13 protein-coding genes are annotated in these 14,250 nt (G+C 65.5%); 8 read left to right on the forward strand and 5 right to left on the reverse strand.

The features are described 5' to 3' along the window. Positions 1-23: 23 nt before the first annotated feature. From BMI86_RS06040 to BMI86_RS06050, 3 genes are all read right to left on the reverse strand, one after another. Positions 24-3,392, reverse strand: a complete 3,369-nt coding sequence (locus BMI86_RS06040) for an efflux RND transporter permease subunit (RefSeq protein ID WP_078540180.1) — start codon at positions 3,390-3,392, stop codon at positions 24-26. A 1-nt stretch (position 3,393) separates the two neighbouring features. Beyond that, positions 3,394-4,854 carry an HlyD family efflux transporter periplasmic adaptor subunit gene (locus tag BMI86_RS06045; protein WP_078540181.1) on the reverse strand — a complete coding sequence of 487 codons (1,461 nt, stop codon included), beginning with the start codon at positions 4,852-4,854 and terminating at the stop codon, positions 3,394-3,396. Between the two features lie 162 nt (positions 4,855-5,016). Further along, positions 5,017-5,841: a uracil-DNA glycosylase gene (locus tag BMI86_RS06050; protein WP_078540182.1), complete on the reverse strand. Its 825-nt coding sequence runs from the start codon at positions 5,839-5,841 to the stop codon at positions 5,017-5,019. A 98-nt stretch (positions 5,842-5,939) separates the two neighbouring features. Between BMI86_RS06050 and BMI86_RS06055 the strand changes: the two genes are divergently transcribed. Genes BMI86_RS06055 through plsY form a run of 4 tightly spaced genes read left to right on the forward strand, consistent with a single transcriptional unit; the run spans position 5,940 to position 9,302 of the window. Continuing rightward, the gene (locus tag BMI86_RS06055) at positions 5,940-6,905 is read left to right on the forward strand and encodes an aspartate carbamoyltransferase catalytic subunit (RefSeq protein WP_078540183.1); all 966 of its coding nucleotides are present in this window, start codon (positions 5,940-5,942) and stop codon (positions 6,903-6,905) included. Then, positions 6,898-7,383: a hypothetical protein gene (locus BMI86_RS06060; protein WP_078540184.1), complete on the forward strand. Its 486-nt coding sequence runs from the start codon at positions 6,898-6,900 to the stop codon at positions 7,381-7,383. The genes BMI86_RS06055 and BMI86_RS06060 overlap by 8 nt, the downstream gene beginning before the upstream one ends. 10 nt (positions 7,384-7,393) lie before the next feature. Next, complete coding sequence (gene pyrC, locus BMI86_RS06065) at positions 7,394-8,674, forward strand: dihydroorotase (protein ID WP_078540185.1); 1,281 nt, start codon at positions 7,394-7,396, stop codon at positions 8,672-8,674. Positions 8,675-8,693: 19 nt separating this feature from the next. Beyond that, positions 8,694-9,302, forward strand: coding sequence for a glycerol-3-phosphate 1-O-acyltransferase PlsY (gene plsY, locus BMI86_RS06070; RefSeq protein WP_078540186.1), 609 nt, complete (start codon positions 8,694-8,696; stop codon positions 9,300-9,302). An 18-nt stretch (positions 9,303-9,320) separates the two neighbouring features. Here plsY and BMI86_RS06075 read toward each other — a convergent pair whose 3' ends face one another. Continuing rightward, on the reverse strand, positions 9,321-10,052 hold the full coding sequence (locus tag BMI86_RS06075; protein WP_078540187.1) for an SDR family oxidoreductase: 732 nt from the start codon (positions 10,050-10,052) through the stop codon (positions 9,321-9,323). Between the two features lie 149 nt (positions 10,053-10,201). On the opposite strand from BMI86_RS06075, the gene argB reads away from it, so the two are divergent. The 4 genes from argB to BMI86_RS06095 all read left to right on the forward strand — a co-directional run bounded on the left by argB (position 10,202) and on the right by BMI86_RS06095 (position 13,316). Further along, positions 10,202-11,080 carry an acetylglutamate kinase gene (gene argB, locus BMI86_RS06080; RefSeq protein ID WP_078521759.1) on the forward strand — a complete coding sequence of 293 codons (879 nt, stop codon included), beginning with the start codon at positions 10,202-10,204 and terminating at the stop codon, positions 11,078-11,080. Beyond that, on the forward strand, positions 11,073-11,711 hold the full coding sequence (locus tag BMI86_RS06085) for a ferredoxin (RefSeq protein WP_078540188.1): 639 nt from the start codon (positions 11,073-11,075) through the stop codon (positions 11,709-11,711). Before argB ends, BMI86_RS06085 begins: the two co-directional genes overlap by 8 nt. Continuing rightward, the gene (locus tag BMI86_RS06090; protein WP_078540189.1) at positions 11,708-12,226 is read left to right on the forward strand and encodes a histidine phosphatase family protein; all 519 of its coding nucleotides are present in this window, start codon (positions 11,708-11,710) and stop codon (positions 12,224-12,226) included. Before BMI86_RS06085 ends, BMI86_RS06090 begins: the two co-directional genes overlap by 4 nt. Positions 12,227-12,332: 106 nt before the next feature. After that, positions 12,333-13,316, forward strand: coding sequence for a malate dehydrogenase (locus BMI86_RS06095; protein ID WP_078540190.1), 984 nt, complete (start codon positions 12,333-12,335; stop codon positions 13,314-13,316). A gap of 130 nt (positions 13,317-13,446) precedes the next feature. On the opposite strand, the gene BMI86_RS06100 is transcribed toward BMI86_RS06095, so the two are convergent. Then, positions 13,447-14,238, reverse strand: a complete 792-nt coding sequence (locus BMI86_RS06100; protein ID WP_078540191.1) for an amino acid ABC transporter ATP-binding protein — start codon at positions 14,236-14,238, stop codon at positions 13,447-13,449. Positions 14,239-14,250: the final 12 nt, after the last annotated feature.

Consider the following 14,250-nt stretch of genomic DNA (forward strand, 5'->3'; position numbering starts at 1 on the left):
AGCTCTCTCAGAGATCAGGCGTGTCAGACTTCCGGCGGCGGTCGGTGGCGGATATGGCCGCGCAACAGCCGCGGCGCGATCAGCCCCGCCCCCATCGCCACCATCCCCGCGATCAGCGCAAAGCCTCCGAAGGCGGGCATCAGCGCCTGACCCTCCCACATCGCACGGCCCAGCGTGAGCGCGAAGCCCACGATCATCAGCGCCGCGACGCCGGCCAGCACGCCACGCAGCCGCACGACCCGCACGCCGTGACGCACCGCCTGCACCTGACGCCCGAAATCGAGCTGCACCGCGAGCACCGCGGGCACGACCAGCAGCACGATGACCATCCCGAAGCCCAGACCGTAGACCAGCGTGATGACGGTGGATTTCAGGAACAGGGCCGAACTGGATTGCTCGTAGAGGAGCGGCGCGAGACCCAGAACCGTCGTCAGCGTCGTCAGCAGCACAGGGCGCAGGCGATCCGAGACTGCATCGACGATGGCGGGCACGATCCCGCGCTTCTCGGCATATTCATCGACCGTGGAGATCAGCACGATCGCGTCGTTGATGATGATCCCGATCATCCCGATCCCGCCGACTACGGCAAACATCGACATCGGCAGGTTCCAGACATAGTGGCCCCAGATCGCGCCGACCGCGCCGAAGGGGATCACCGACATCACCACGATCGGCCTTGTCCAGCTCGCGAAGATCCACGCGAGCACGATGTAGATTCCGATCAGACACATGATCAGGCCGATCATCGCGTCGTTCATGAAGTCGCGTTCCTGCTCGGCCTGCCCGGTGAGCGTATAGGCCACGCCGCGTTCTTCGGAGATCCGCGGCAGGATTTCGTCGGAGATGCGCGCCAGAATTTCGTTGGCTCGCGCGGGATCGTCTTCGGAGACATCGCCCGTGACCGAGACCTGCCGCACGCCATCCTCGCGCCGGATCGTCGAGAAGCCGGTCTGGCTGCGCACCGAGACGATATCGGCCAGCGGCACCCATTCGCCGCCGGGTGCGCGCAGCTGCATCCGGTCGATGAAATCGGCGGCCAGCTCCTCCTCGGGCAGTTCCACACGGATCGTGGCCGAGCGCACCCCGTCGGGGAAGCTCGCAGCCTCGGTGCCGTTCAGACGTGCGCGCAATTCGCGGCCCAGCGTCGCGATGTCGAAGCCCAGCGCCTCGCCCTGCGGGGTGAGATCGAGGATCAGCTCCTGCTTGTCATAGGCAAGATTGTCCTCCACCGCCGAGACTTCGGGGAATTGCGCAAGCTGCGTCTTCAGGTCTTCGGCGGCGTCTTTCAGAATGCGCGTCTCGTTGCCCGAGAATTGCACCGCGATCCCGTCCCCGGCCCCGCCGGAGCGGAAGCGGCGGAAGCTGATCTCTTCGACCAGCGGCAGGCGCGGCGTTTCGGCCTGCAGCCGCGAGACGAAATCGAAGCTGGAATAGGGCCGGTAATCGGGATCGATCACCTCGATCGAAAGCGAGCCGAGAAGATCGGCATCCTTGGTATCGGCAGAGGCCAGCCCCCGGCCCGATGCGCCGCCAATCTGCCCGATCGCGTATTCGACGGGGTTCACGCCGTATTCGTCCTCGAATTCCTTGGCGACCATGGTCACGGTCGCCTGCATCGTGCGCATCATCTCTTCGGTATCGGCCCGGGTCGCGCCCTCGACCATAGAGAAGGCGCCGTTCACCGTCGATTGCTCGGGCGGGTTGAAGAAGCGCCACTGCACCTTGCCCGACATCACGAAGCTGACCTGCCACAGCAGCAGCGCGATCGCCGCCGCGATCACCGGGTAGCGCCCGATGACGATCAGCCGGGTGAGCGGCTTCATCACCACGCGGCGGAACCAGTCGAGCCCGCGGTTCACCTGCCGCGAGGGCCAGTCGTACCACTTGCCTTCGGAGGTGTGGCGCAGCGCGTGGCTCATGTGGTTGGGCAGGATCACGAAACACTCGATCAGCGAGGCGGCGAGCACCGCGATCACCGTATAGGGAATGTCGACGATCATATTGCCCATGCGCCCGCCGATCACGGTCAGCCCTGCGAAGGCGATCACGGTCGTCAGGGTCGAGGCGAAGACCGGGGCGGCCATGCGCCGCGCGCCGTTCTCGGCGGCGAGCGTGGGATGCTCGCCCAGATGGCGCGCGCGGAAATCGGCGTGCTCGCCCACCACGATCGCATCATCGACCACGATCCCCAGCGTCAGAATGAGCGCGAAGATCGAGATCATGTTCAGCGTCATGCCGGTGAAATACATCACCGCCAGCGCCGCAGCCATCGATGTCGGGATCCCCATCGCCACCCAGAAGGCCGTGCGCGCGTTGAGGAACAAAAACAGTAGCACCAGCACGAGGCTCAGCCCCAGCACCCCGTTGCCCACCAGCAGATCGAGGCGCTGTGTGATTGCGTCGGACCGCGTGCGCACCAGATCCATCGTGGTGCCCGCAGGCAGGGTCGGCTGCATCTGGTCGATCACGCCTTCGACCTTGTGCTGGATCGCGATCGCATCGCCCGCCGCCGAGCGCGCGACATTGATCACCACCGCCGCGTTGTCGCCCACGAAATAGGCCCGGTTCCGGTCGCCGCCTTCAACGCGGATATTGGCGACATCGCCCACGGTGAGCTGCGAGCCGTCCGGTTCGGTGCGGATCACGAGGTTCTCGATCTCGGGCGCAGAGCGGCGCTCTTCGCCCGTGCGCACCCGCGTGGCCCCGCCCGCCACTTCGCCCGCCGGATCGGTATTCGCCTCGGCGGAGATCACGTCGATGATCTGGGTTAGCGTCACGTCATGCGCCATCATCGAGACGGTCGGCACTTCGACGACCGTCTCCGGCGCGGCGATCCCGGCAAGCGAGGTGCGCGTGACGCCCTGCTGGTAGAGCCGCACGACGGCCTCGTCGCCCAACCGGCCCAGCTGCTCGGGCGAGAGCGGCCCGGTGATCACCAGATCGGTCACCGTGTCGCGCCAGACGCCGCGCGCCACTTCCGGATCCTCCGCGCCTTCGGGCAGATCGCCTGCCGAGGCCAGCGCGTTCTCGACATCATTGACCGCGCGGGACATGTCCCAGTCGGGTTCGAAATCGAGACTGATGCGCGCCGAGCCTTCCGAGGCGCGGCTGTCCGAGGCTTCCACACCCTCAACCGAAATCAGCGAGGGCTCAAGCACCTGAACGATCGCTCGGTCGACCTCCTCCGCGCCTGCGCCGTCCCATTGCACCGAGACGGTGATCGATTCCTCGACCGAGTCCGGGAAGAACTGCGCGCGCATCCGCGGCAGGGCGACGAGCCCCGCGCAGATCATCACGACCAGCACGATATTCGCCAGCGTCGCGTGGCGGGTGAAGAGACCGATCAGCCCGCGGCCGGGCGGCAGTTCTCTGGGATCGAGGCCAGACGCCATCTCAGCCTCCGATCCGGGATTCGAGCTTCTCGACGGTCGCGACGGGCACCTCGTCCTGTTTCAGCTCGGCAAGGAAGCGTTTCTTGGCGTTGTCGGGCATCGCGGTGTTCGTTTCGACGAAGCTGACCAGCTTGGCGCGGCGCTCGGGATCGAGATTGATCGTCTCGGGCTCGGTGGCCGCCTGCGGCTGGCCGGGGCGCATCGGGCGCAGCTTGATCCCGCGGCCCAGAAGCGGCGTGCGCTCGGCCACGATCTCGGTGCGGGGCGCGAATTTGGCGCGGATGATAACCGCGTCGCCCTGACGGCGCAGCACGGTGACATCGGCGCTTTCCAGACGATCCTCCGGGCCGAGCACGAGAACCGTGCTCTCCGCATCGACCGCCGCGGCAGGGATCTCCGCAACATTCTCGAGCGCGGGCTCTTTCAGGCGGACGGTCACGAAATCGCCCGGACGCAGATTGCCCAGACCGTCGGTGACGCGCGCGAACAGCAGGCGCCCCGTCACCCCGTCATCGACCGCCGCCGAGACGCGCGACAGCTCGGCCTTGGCGGTCAGCGTCTCCTCCCCCGCGACCAGTTCCACGCCCACGGGCAGATCGCGCAGCGCGCCGCGATTGTCGGTCAGGCGCGCAAATTGCGCGGTGGAGACGCGGAAGGCGATTTCCAGCGCGTTGGGATCGATCAGCTTGCCCAGCATCTCGTTATTCGACACCAGCCCGCCCGCGACCGCATTCACCTCGGCCAAACGCCCCGGGAACTCGGCGCGAATTTCGGTATCGGCCAGTTTGCGATCGGCTTCGGTCAGGCTGATCTTGGCGCGGGTCAGCGAGGTGCGCGCAGTATCGAGCTGCGCCTGCGCGGTCGACAATGCCGAGCGGCGGTTCAGCACCGCCTGATCGGCCGCCGAGGCCGCCAGTTCCGAGGTCTCCAGATTGGCCGCCGAGCCGACGCCCCGCTCCGAGAGCGAGCGCTGCCGGTCGAGCGCCTTGAGCCGCAGGTCCGCCTGCCGCTGCGCCGCTGTCACATCGTCCTTCGATATGGCCAAAGCGCGTTCCGCCTGCGCAAGCGCGGCCTCTGCCTCAGCCACGGTCGCCGCGGCGCTGTCGCGCGCCGCCTGCGCTTCTGCCGGGTCCAGCTTGACCAGAAGCTCGCCTTTCTCGACCTCCGCGCCATCCTCGAAATCGGAGGCAAGCTCGACAATCGTGCCCGCTGCCGAGGCGCGCAGCTCCAGCTCGCGGGTCGAGCGCACCTCGCCATAGGCGGTCAGCACCGGCGACATCGTCTTGAAGGCGACCGGGATCACATTGGCCGCGAAAACCCGTTCGCGCGCGGTCGGCGCGCGCCCGTTCTCGGCATTGCGGGCCTGCATCGCCTGAAAGATCGAGAAGCCGCCGATCGCCAGCAGGCCGACGGTCAGCGCCAGAAGAAACAGCCCCATCAGGGAGCGGGTGAGAAAGCGCATGGCGTCTCCGATCTGTCGTCAGTGCTGCGGGCGCTCGCAATTGCCCACGGTCGCGCGATTTCCATGTTACCTTGCCGAAATAGGTGCAGGGAATGGTTATCTCTACGCGTCACGGCGCCACGTCCGTCACTTTTTCACGAATGCGCGACCGTTTGGCGCGGTTTACGCCTGGTCGAGACGGGCGCGGATTTGCAGAAGATCGGCCCAGGCTTCGCGCTTGGCGGCCGGATTGCGCAGCAGATAGGCCGGGTGCGTCATCGGCAGCGTGGGCCGCCCGAAGGCCTCGGCCCAGGTGCCCCGCAACCGCAAGATGCCGCGCTTGCCCAACGCCGCGGCGCAGGCAGCGTTGCCCATCAGAACGATCAGGTCGGGATCGGCCAGATCGACATGGCGGGCGAGGAAGGGCAGCATCTGCGCGATCTCGGCAGGCGAGGGATCGCGATTGCCCGGCGGACGCCAGGGCAGGACATTGGTGATATAGAGTGCCGCCTCGGCATCGGGCGATTGCCGCGAGAGGCCGATCGCGCCGAACATCTTGTCGAGAAGCTGACCGGCGCGGCCCACGAATGGCAGGCCTTTCTGGTCCTCCTCGCGCCCCGGTGCCTCGCCGATGATCATCACCCGCGCGGCAGGCTTGCCATCGGCAAAGACAGTGTTGCGCGCGCCGAGCTTCAGATCGCACATATCGTAGGAGTCGATGGCGGCGCGCAGCGCTTCGAGCGTGTCGGCCTTGCCCGCCGCATCGCCTGCGACGACGACCGGATCGGGACCCTCGATTTTCGCCATCTGCGCGACCGGCGGCAACTCCCGGTCCGCCACGGGCGCGGCCTCGGGCGCCTTCGCCTTGGCCTGCGCGGATTTGTCGGGCAGCTCGTAGCAATCGACAGGCGTATCGCCGATGACCGTATCGACGCCCATTTCCAGCTGCCATTCGAGGGCGGCCAGAGCGGCGTGATAGTCGAGTTCCGGTGTCGGCTGAGTCTCCATTGCGCGACCCTACCTCATGGGTGCTGCGACGGTAAAGCGGCTGGACGCCCGCCCCCCCGTTTGCCATAAGCATCGAAGTCTAACCGGAGCATCGCGCAATGGCTTTTCGCCCAAGGCACCTGCTGGGGATCGAACATCTGAGCCCCGAGGATATCCTCACCGTTCTCGACCTCGCCGAAAAATATGTGGATCTGAACCGTCGCACGGTGAAAAAGACCGACGCGTTGGCCGGGATGACCGCGATCAACATGTTCTTCGAGAATTCGACGCGGACCCAATCCAGTTTCGAGCTTGCAGGCAAGCGGCTCGGGGCGGACGTGATGAATATGTCGATGCAGACCTCGTCGGTGAAGAAGGGCGAGACCCTGATCGACACCGCACTGACTCTGAACGCGATGCATCCCGATCTGCTGGTGGTGCGGCACGGTTCGTCCGGCGCGGTCGATCTTCTCGCGCAGAAGGTCGAATGCGCGGTGATCAATGCAGGCGACGGCAAGCATGAACATCCCACGCAGGCGCTTCTGGATGCGCTGACGATCCGGCGCGAGAAGGGCCGGATCAAACGCCTCACCGTCGCGATCTGCGGCGATGTCGCCCATAGCCGCGTCGCACGCTCCAACCTGATCCTGCTGGGCAAGATGGAAAACCGCGTGCGCCTGATCGCGCCGCCGACCCTCATGCCCTCGGGCGTGTCCGAATTCGGCTGCGAGGTCTATCACGACATGCGCGAGGGGCTGCGCGACGCCGATGTGGTGATGATGCTGCGGCTTCAGAAAGAGCGCATGGATGGCGGCTTCATCCCCTCCGAGCGCGAATATTTCCACCGTTACGGGCTGGATGCCGAGAAGCTCGCCTTCGCCAAGGAAGATGCGATCGTCATGCATCCCGGCCCGATGAACCGCGGCGTCGAGATCGACGGCACGATCGCCGACGACATCAACCGCTCGGTCATTCAGGAACAGGTCGAGATGGGCGTGGCGGTGCGCATGGCGGTGATGGACCTCTTGGCGCGCAACTTGCGGGCCGAGCGCGGGCGCGCGCTCACGGAGGGCACCTATGTCTAAGATCGAGCGTGACGAAGTTCTCAACTACCGCCCCGGCCCCGAAAGCGAATTGCCGCTGGACGAGGGCGAGAAGGTTTTGGCCGTCTTCACGGCGGACAAGAAACGCTACTGGACCGATCACGCGGTGCTGGCGGTGATCGGCGCGGTGCTGATCTCGACGGTGCTGTTCTGGCTCGGCAAGCCCGATCAGGTGGTGATCGCGAGCTTCGCCGTCGTGGTCGGTATGGCGGCGCGCGGGCTCTATTTCCGCTCGGAGGCCTTTGCACGGCGCTGGCAGCTGACGGACAAGCGGCTGATCGGACCGCAGGGCAAGCAGGTGATGCTTCTGCAAATCTCCGGCGTGCGCTCGCTGATGGGCGATGTGCAGGTCGTTACGACGGCGGGCGACAAGCATCTGATCCGCCACCTCGCCGATGCGGGCCCGGTGGTGCGTGAGATCGAGAGCGCGCAGGCCGCGCGCAAACTGGTGGCGAAGTGAGGCACGACGCATGACCCTATTCCTCGAAAATGCCAAACTGATCGACCCCGAAGCGCTGACCGAAACCACCGGAAACGTGGTGATCGACGGAGGCCTGATCGCGGCGATCGGCGATATGTCCGCCCCCGCCGATGCCGAGGTGATCGATTGCGGCGGCAAATACCTCGCGCCGGGGATCGTCGATCTGGGCGTGAAGATCGGTGAGCCGGGCGAGCGCCACATGGAAAGCTTCCGCACGGCGGCGCTTGCCGCCGCAGCCGGGGGCGTGACCACCATCATCGCCCGTCCCGACACGCAGCCCGCCATCGACAATCCCGAGACGCTGGAATTCGTCACCCGCCGTGCGGCGGACGCGCCGGTGCGCATCCTGCATATGGCGGCGCTGACCAAGGGCCGCGACGGGCAGGAGATGACCGAGATCGGCTTTCTGAAAGATGCGGGCGCGGTGGCCTTCACCGATGTTACCCGCGTCTCGGATCAGACGAAGGTGCTGCAACGCGCCTTCACCTATGCGGCCCATCTGGGCGCTCTGGTGATCGGCCATCCGCAAGAGCCGGCCCTGTCGAAAGGCTCCGCCGTGACTTCGGGCAAATTCGCCTCGCTGCGGGGTCTGCCGGGCGTGTCCCCGATGGCCGAGCGGATGGGGCTCGACCGCGATCTGGCGCTGGTCGAGATGACCGGCCTCGCCTATCACGCCGACCAGATCACCACCGCGAAGGCCCTGCCCGCGCTGGCGCGTGCGAAAGAGGCCGGGCTCGATGTGACCGCCGGGGTCTCGATCCATCACCTGACGCTCAACGCGCTCGACGTGGGCGATTACCGGACCTTCTTCAAACTGACGCCGCCGCTGCGCGACGAGGAAGACCGGCTTGCTGTGATCGAGGCGGTGGCCGACGGCACGATCGACGTGATCTGCTCGCTGCACACGCCGGCGGATGAGGAATCCAAGCGCCTGCCCTTCGAGGAAGCGGCCTCCGGCGCGGTCGGTCTCGAGACGATCCTGCCCGCCGCGATGCGCCTTTACCATGCCGGTCAGCTGACCCTGCCGCAGCTGTTCCGGGCGATGTCGCTGAACCCCGCGAAGCGTCTGGGACTGCCGCAGGGGCGGCTTTGCGAGGGGGCTCCGGCCGATCTCGTGCTCTTCGATCCGGATGCGCCTTTCGTGCTCGATCGCTTCAAACTGCGCTCAAAATCGAAGAATACCCCCTTCGATACTGCTCGAATGGAAGGCAAAACGCTTGCCACATTCGTCGCAGGGGTGCAGGTTTATAACAACAATAACGACTCATAAACGAGGCGAGGGCAGGCATATGCCGGGAATTGAGAACGGGTCAGCATGGCTCGGGCTGGTGGCTGCACTGGGCTACCTGCTCGGATCTGTGCCGTTTGGGCTCGTTATCACCAAGCTTTTCAAACTGGGCGACCTGCGCAAGATCGGCTCCGGGAATATCGGCGCGACGAATGTTTTGCGCACCGGCAGCAAGAGCGCGGCCCTTGCGACCCTGCTCCTCGACAGCGGCAAAGGCGCGATTGCGGTTCTCGTCGCACGCTACACGCTGGGCGAAACCGCCGCACAAGTGGCGGGCGCGGCGGCCTTCATCGGCCATATCTATCCGGTCTGGCTGCGCTTTCAGGGCGGCAAAGGCGTGGCGACCTTCCTCGGCACGATGATCGCGCTGGCTTGGCCCGTCGGCCTTGCGACCTGCGCCGTCTGGCTGGTCACGGCGCTGCTGACGCGGATTTCCTCGCTCGCGGCGCTGGTCTCGGCGGCGGCGACGGTGCCTCTGGCCTATTTCCTCGGCTATCGCGAGTTGATGATGCTGGCGGCGGGCCTGTCGGTGCTGATCTTCTGGCGGCACCGCACCAATATCGCGCGTCTCGCGATGGGCACGGAGCCGAAGATCGGCAAGAAGACCTGAGCCGTCTCGGACGCGACCTCAGACGTGCTGGCCCGCGTTCACCTCGATTTCGGTGCCGGTGACGTAGCTTGACGCGTCCGAGCACAGGAACCAGATCACATCCGCCACTTCCGACGGCTGCCCAAGGCGGCGCAGCGGCAGATTCTCGACGATCTTCTCGGTGCCGGGGCTGAGGATCGAGGTTTCGATCTCGCCCGGCGCGATGGCGTTCACGCGCACGCCCAATGGCCCGAAATCATGCGCCATCTCGCGCGTCAGCGCCTTGAGCGCGGCCTTCGAGGTGGAATAGGCGGCCCCCGCGAAAGGATGCACCCTGAGCCCCGCGATGGAGGTCACGTTGACCACGGCGCCCTGCGCGGCCGACAGCTCCTCGACCAGCCCGCGTGCGAGCACGATGGAGGCGAAGAAATTGACGTGGAACACCTGCCCCCAGGTGCGCAGATCGGTGTCGAGCGTATTGAGCCGCTCGCCCTCGGGCCCTTTCGGCGAGATGCCTGCATTGTTCACCAGCGCATGCAGCCGCCCGTCGATCCGGCTGCGAATATCGGCGATCGCGTCGATCACCTCGTCGGGCTTGGCGAGATCGACCTGGATGTGATCCTCGCGCCCGCCGCCCCACGGGCATTGCTCGGGGAAAGGCTGGCGCGAACAGGTGATGACGCGCCACCCTTCGGCGGCGAAGCGTTTCACCGTGGCGTGGCCGATGCCCCGGCTCGCCCCCGTCAGCAGCATTACTTTGCGATCATCCATTACTCGAACTCCCCGTCAGCGCGCTCCCGACCCTAGTCGGTTTTATTCCGAGCGCAACGGCCCCGATTGCGCCCTTCCAAACCCGGCGCGAACGGTCTAGCAAGATGGGACCACCCTGCCCGAGGACCAGCCAGATGAGAAAGCAGACCATGGATCGTGACTGGATCGCCACCGCCCGCACCCTCTCGGAAGCCTTGCCCTACCTGCAACGCTATTCCGGCGCCGTGGTCGTGGTGAAATTCGGCGGCAACGCGATGGGCGACGAAGAGGCGATGGCCGATTTCGCCCGCGATATCGTGCTGATGCGTCAGGTCGGCATTTTCCCGGTCGTGGTGCATGGCGGCGGGCCGATGATCAACGAGATGCTGGGCAAGCTCGGCATCGAGAGCCAATGGGTCCGCGGCAAGCGCGTGACCGACAAGGCCACCGTGGAAGTGGTCGAGATGATCCTCTCGGGCCTCGTCAACAAGCGCATCGTGCAGGCGATCAACGACCAAGGCGGCCGCGCGGTCGGGATCTCGGGCAAGGATGACGACCTGATGGTCTGCGAGGCGGACGATCCCGAACTGGGCTTTGTCGGTCGCCCGGTCGAGATGAACGTGCAGGTGATCCGCGACCTCTATAACGCGGGCATGATCCCGGTGATCGCCCCGGTCGCGACCGGCATGGCCGATAACGAGACCTTCAACGTCAACGGCGACACCGCAGCTGGCGCCATCGCGGGCGCGTTGCGCGCCGATCGCCTGCTGCTGCTGACCGATGTGGCGGGCGTGAAGAACAAGGCGGGCGAGGTGATGACCCAGCTCACCCCCGAGGACGTGACCGCCCTGATCGAAGACGGCACCATCGCGGGCGGCATGATCCCCAAGGTCGAGACCGCGCTGAAAGCGGTCGACGAGGGCGTGCGCGCGGTGGTCATCGTCGACGGGCGCGTCGCCAATGCCTGCCTGCTGGAACTGTTCACCGAACATGGCGCGGGCTCGATGATCCGCTCGACCGAGCCGCGCGTGAAACCGCGCAGTGAGTGAGACGCCCCCGGTGATCTCCACCCTCGCCGCGGCGCTGGTCCCGCACCGGCTCTTCGTGTCGGGGCTGTTGCATGAGGATGGTGAGACGATCGCACTGATCTCGCCCGATGAGCCGGGTTTCTGGGATCACGTCACCGCTCAGCCGGAATTCGCCGAGGTCGCATCCGATCCGCTGGACCGCTGGTCGGAGCGGGTGATCGGCGCCCTCGCACGGCAATTTGAAGCCCGCGCGCTTTTCCCCTTCACCGGCCCGCCCTGGCAGCCTTTCGTGAGCTGGGCCGTGAAAAGCGGACAGAGCTTCGCCTCGCCGGTCCATCTGATGTGCCATGCGCATATGGGCCTCTGGGCCTCGGTGCGGGGCGCGCTGGCCCTGCCTGGCTTGCTTCCCCTGCCCGCGCCCGCCGTCAATCCCTGCATCGGATGCCCTGCGCCCTGCGCCACCGCCTGCCCGGTCGATGCGCTCAAACCCGACGGTTACGATACGGAAAGCTGTCACGCGCATCTCGACCGCCCCGAAGGTGCGGCCTGTAGCGATCACGGCTGTCTTGCAAGACGCGCTTGCCCGGCAGGTGAAAGCTATGGCAGGCTGCCTCAGCAATCCGCATGGCATATGAGGCAGTTCCACCCATGACACCGCTCGGCTATCGCCGCCTGATCCTGACCCGCCATGCCAAATCCAGCTGGGACGACCCGGCGATGGAGGATCGCGATCGCCCGCTCAATGCGCGCGGACGCGCGGCCGCGCTTGAACTGGGCGATTTTCTCGCCTCGCGCGGGCTGGAGCCGGAAGAGGTGCTCTGCTCCTCGGCGACTCGCACCCGCGAGACATGGGACCGAGTGGAGCGCGCGGTGATCGAGACGCGGCCGGAGGTGAGCTATGTCGAAGACCTCTACCATGCAGCCCCCGAGATGATGCTGCAGGTCCTGCGGACCGCTACGGCGCCGACGGTGATGATGCTCGGTCATAACCCGGGCATCGCGGAATTCGCGCACCGCCTGCCCGCACGCGCGCTGCATGATCCCGACTTCCGCCGCTTCCCGACCTGCGCCACGCTGATCGTCGATTTCCAGATCGACAGCTGGGACGAGGTGCAGCCGGGACAGGGATCGGTGCTCGATTTCTTCACGCCGACCCGGCGCGGCTGAACGCAGCTTTTCCCTCCCAAGATCGTGACGTTAGGGCACGGTTTTCTATGGCCAGCCGCGCGCCTGTGCCCTATCTCTCTGGCGTAATCATCACAGGAGGGTTTCCATGTCCGCTCAAACGCCGAAACGCATCGCCGTCACCGGGGCTGCCGGTCAGATCTGCTACGCGCTGCTGTTCCGCATCGCCAAGGGGGATGTCTACGGTCCCGATCAGCCGGTGATCTTGCAGCTTCTGGACCTGCCGCAGGCGCTCGACGCGGTGCGTGGCGTGGTGATGGAGCTGGAAGACTGTGCTTTCCCGCTGCTCGCCGGCACCGTTGTGACCGATGATCCGGTGACCGCCTTCACCGATATCGATGCCGCCTTCTTCGTGGGCTCGCGCCCGCGCACCAAAGGCATGGAGCGTCGCGATCTGCTGTCGGCCAATGCCGAGATCTTCCGCGTGCAGGGCGAAGCGCTCGACAAGGCCGCCAAGCGCGACGCGAAATGCGTGGTCGTCGGCAACCCGGCCAACACCAACGCGATGATCCTTGCGGCCAACGCGCCGAACTTCCCGACCGAGAACATCACCGCGATGATCCGGCTCGACCATAACCGCGCGCTGACGCAGTTCGCGTCGAAGGCCGATCTGCATGTCGACGACATCGAGCGCTTCGTGGTCTGGGGCAACCACTCGCCCACCATGTTCGCCGACTGGACCGAAGCCGAAGCGAAGGGCCGCAAGCTCTCCGAAATCATCGGCGACGAGACTTGGTATCGCGAGACGCTGATCCCGCAGGTCGCCACCCGTGGCGCCGCGATCATCGAAGCGCGTGGCGCCTCTTCGGCCGCCTCCGCCGCCAATGCCGCGATCGATCACATGTATGACTGGATCCACGGGACCGACGGCAAATGGGTGTCGATGGCCGTGCCGTCGACCGGCCTCTACGACATCCCCGAGGGGCTGATGGTCGGCCTGCCGGTGATCTGCAAGGACGGTCATTACGAGCGCGTCGAAGGTCTGGAATTCAACGATTTCCAGAAAGAGATGATGGCCCGCACCGTCGGCGAACTGGAAGAAGAGCGCGAAGCGGTTTCCGACCTTCTTTAAATCAGACGCGAATATAGAAAAGGGGCGGCACGAGTATTCGCGCCGCCCCTTTTTTAATTCTACGCCTTGGCGGAAATATCCCACGGGGGTCTGGGGGTGTGAAACCCCCAGCCTGTCCCCCAGCCTTTTCTCAGTGCCCGAGGATCTGGCTCAGGAACTGCTGGGTCCGCTCGGATTTCGGGTTGTTGAAGAAGTCATGCGGGTTGTTCTGCTCGACGATCTGACCGTCGGCCATGAAGATCACCCGGTTCGCCACCGCCTGCGCGAAGCCCATCTCGTGGGTCACGCAGAGCATGGTCATCCCCTCTTCGGCCAGCTCGATCATCGTGTCGAGCACTTCCTTGATCATCTCCGGATCGAGCGCCGAGGTCGGCTCGTCGAACAGCATGATCCGCGGCTTCATGCACAGCGAGCGCGCGATCGCCACACGCTGCTGCTGACCGCCCGAAAGCTGGCCGGGATACTTGTCGGCCTGCTCGGGGATTTTCACCTTCTCGAGGTAGTGCATCGCCGTCGCTTCGGCTTCCTTCTTGGGCGTCTTGCGCACCCAGATCGGGGCCAGCGTCAGGTTCTCGAGAATGGTCAGATGCGGGAACAGGTTGAAGTGCTGGAACACCATGCCGACTTCGCGGCGGACCTTGTCGATGTTCTTCAGGTCGTTCGTCAGTTCGATCCCGTCGACGACGATCTTGCCCGCCTGGTGTTCCTCCAGACGGTTGATGCAACGGATCAACGTCGATTTCCCCGAGCCCGAGGGCCCGGCGATCACGATACGCTCGCCACGTTGCACGGTCAGATCGATGTCGCGCAGAACGTGGAACTGGCCATACCACTTGTTCATGTTCTCGATCTGGATCGCGACCTCGTCGGAGACCTGCATATGGCTGCGGTCGACCTGACGTTCGAATTGCGGTTCGGTCATTGTGTCTAGTCC

This window comes from Thioclava sp. DLFJ5-1 (assembly GCF_002020115.1).
GTDB lineage: Bacteria > Pseudomonadota > Alphaproteobacteria > Rhodobacterales > Rhodobacteraceae > Thioclava > Thioclava sediminum.

Bases quoted from the DNA above. Each gene is read 5' to 3' on its own strand.
- BMI86_RS06040 (WP_078540180.1), bottom strand. From the start codon at position 3,392: ATGGCGTCTGGCCTCGATCCCAGAGAACTGCCGCCCGGCCGCGGGCTG.
- BMI86_RS06045 (WP_078540181.1), bottom strand. From the start codon at position 4,854: ATGCGCTTTCTCACCCGCTCCCTGATGGGGCTGTTTCTTCTGGCGCTG.
- BMI86_RS06050 (WP_078540182.1), bottom strand. From the start codon at position 5,841: ATGGAGACTCAGCCGACACCGGAACTCGACTATCACGCCGCTCTGGCC.
- BMI86_RS06055 (WP_078540183.1), top strand. From the start codon at position 5,940: ATGGCTTTTCGCCCAAGGCACCTGCTGGGGATCGAACATCTGAGCCCC.
- BMI86_RS06060 (WP_078540184.1), top strand. From the start codon at position 6,898: ATGTCTAAGATCGAGCGTGACGAAGTTCTCAACTACCGCCCCGGCCCC.
- pyrC (WP_078540185.1), top strand. From the start codon at position 7,394: ATGACCCTATTCCTCGAAAATGCCAAACTGATCGACCCCGAAGCGCTG.
- plsY (WP_078540186.1), top strand. From the start codon at position 8,694: ATGCCGGGAATTGAGAACGGGTCAGCATGGCTCGGGCTGGTGGCTGCA.
- BMI86_RS06075 (WP_078540187.1), bottom strand. From the start codon at position 10,052: ATGGATGATCGCAAAGTAATGCTGCTGACGGGGGCGAGCCGGGGCATC.
- argB (WP_078521759.1), top strand. From the start codon at position 10,202: ATGGATCGTGACTGGATCGCCACCGCCCGCACCCTCTCGGAAGCCTTG.
- BMI86_RS06090 (WP_078540189.1), top strand. From the start codon at position 11,708: ATGACACCGCTCGGCTATCGCCGCCTGATCCTGACCCGCCATGCCAAA.
- BMI86_RS06095 (WP_078540190.1), top strand. From the start codon at position 12,333: ATGTCCGCTCAAACGCCGAAACGCATCGCCGTCACCGGGGCTGCCGGT.
- BMI86_RS06100 (WP_078540191.1), bottom strand. From the start codon at position 14,238: ATGACCGAACCGCAATTCGAACGTCAGGTCGACCGCAGCCATATGCAG.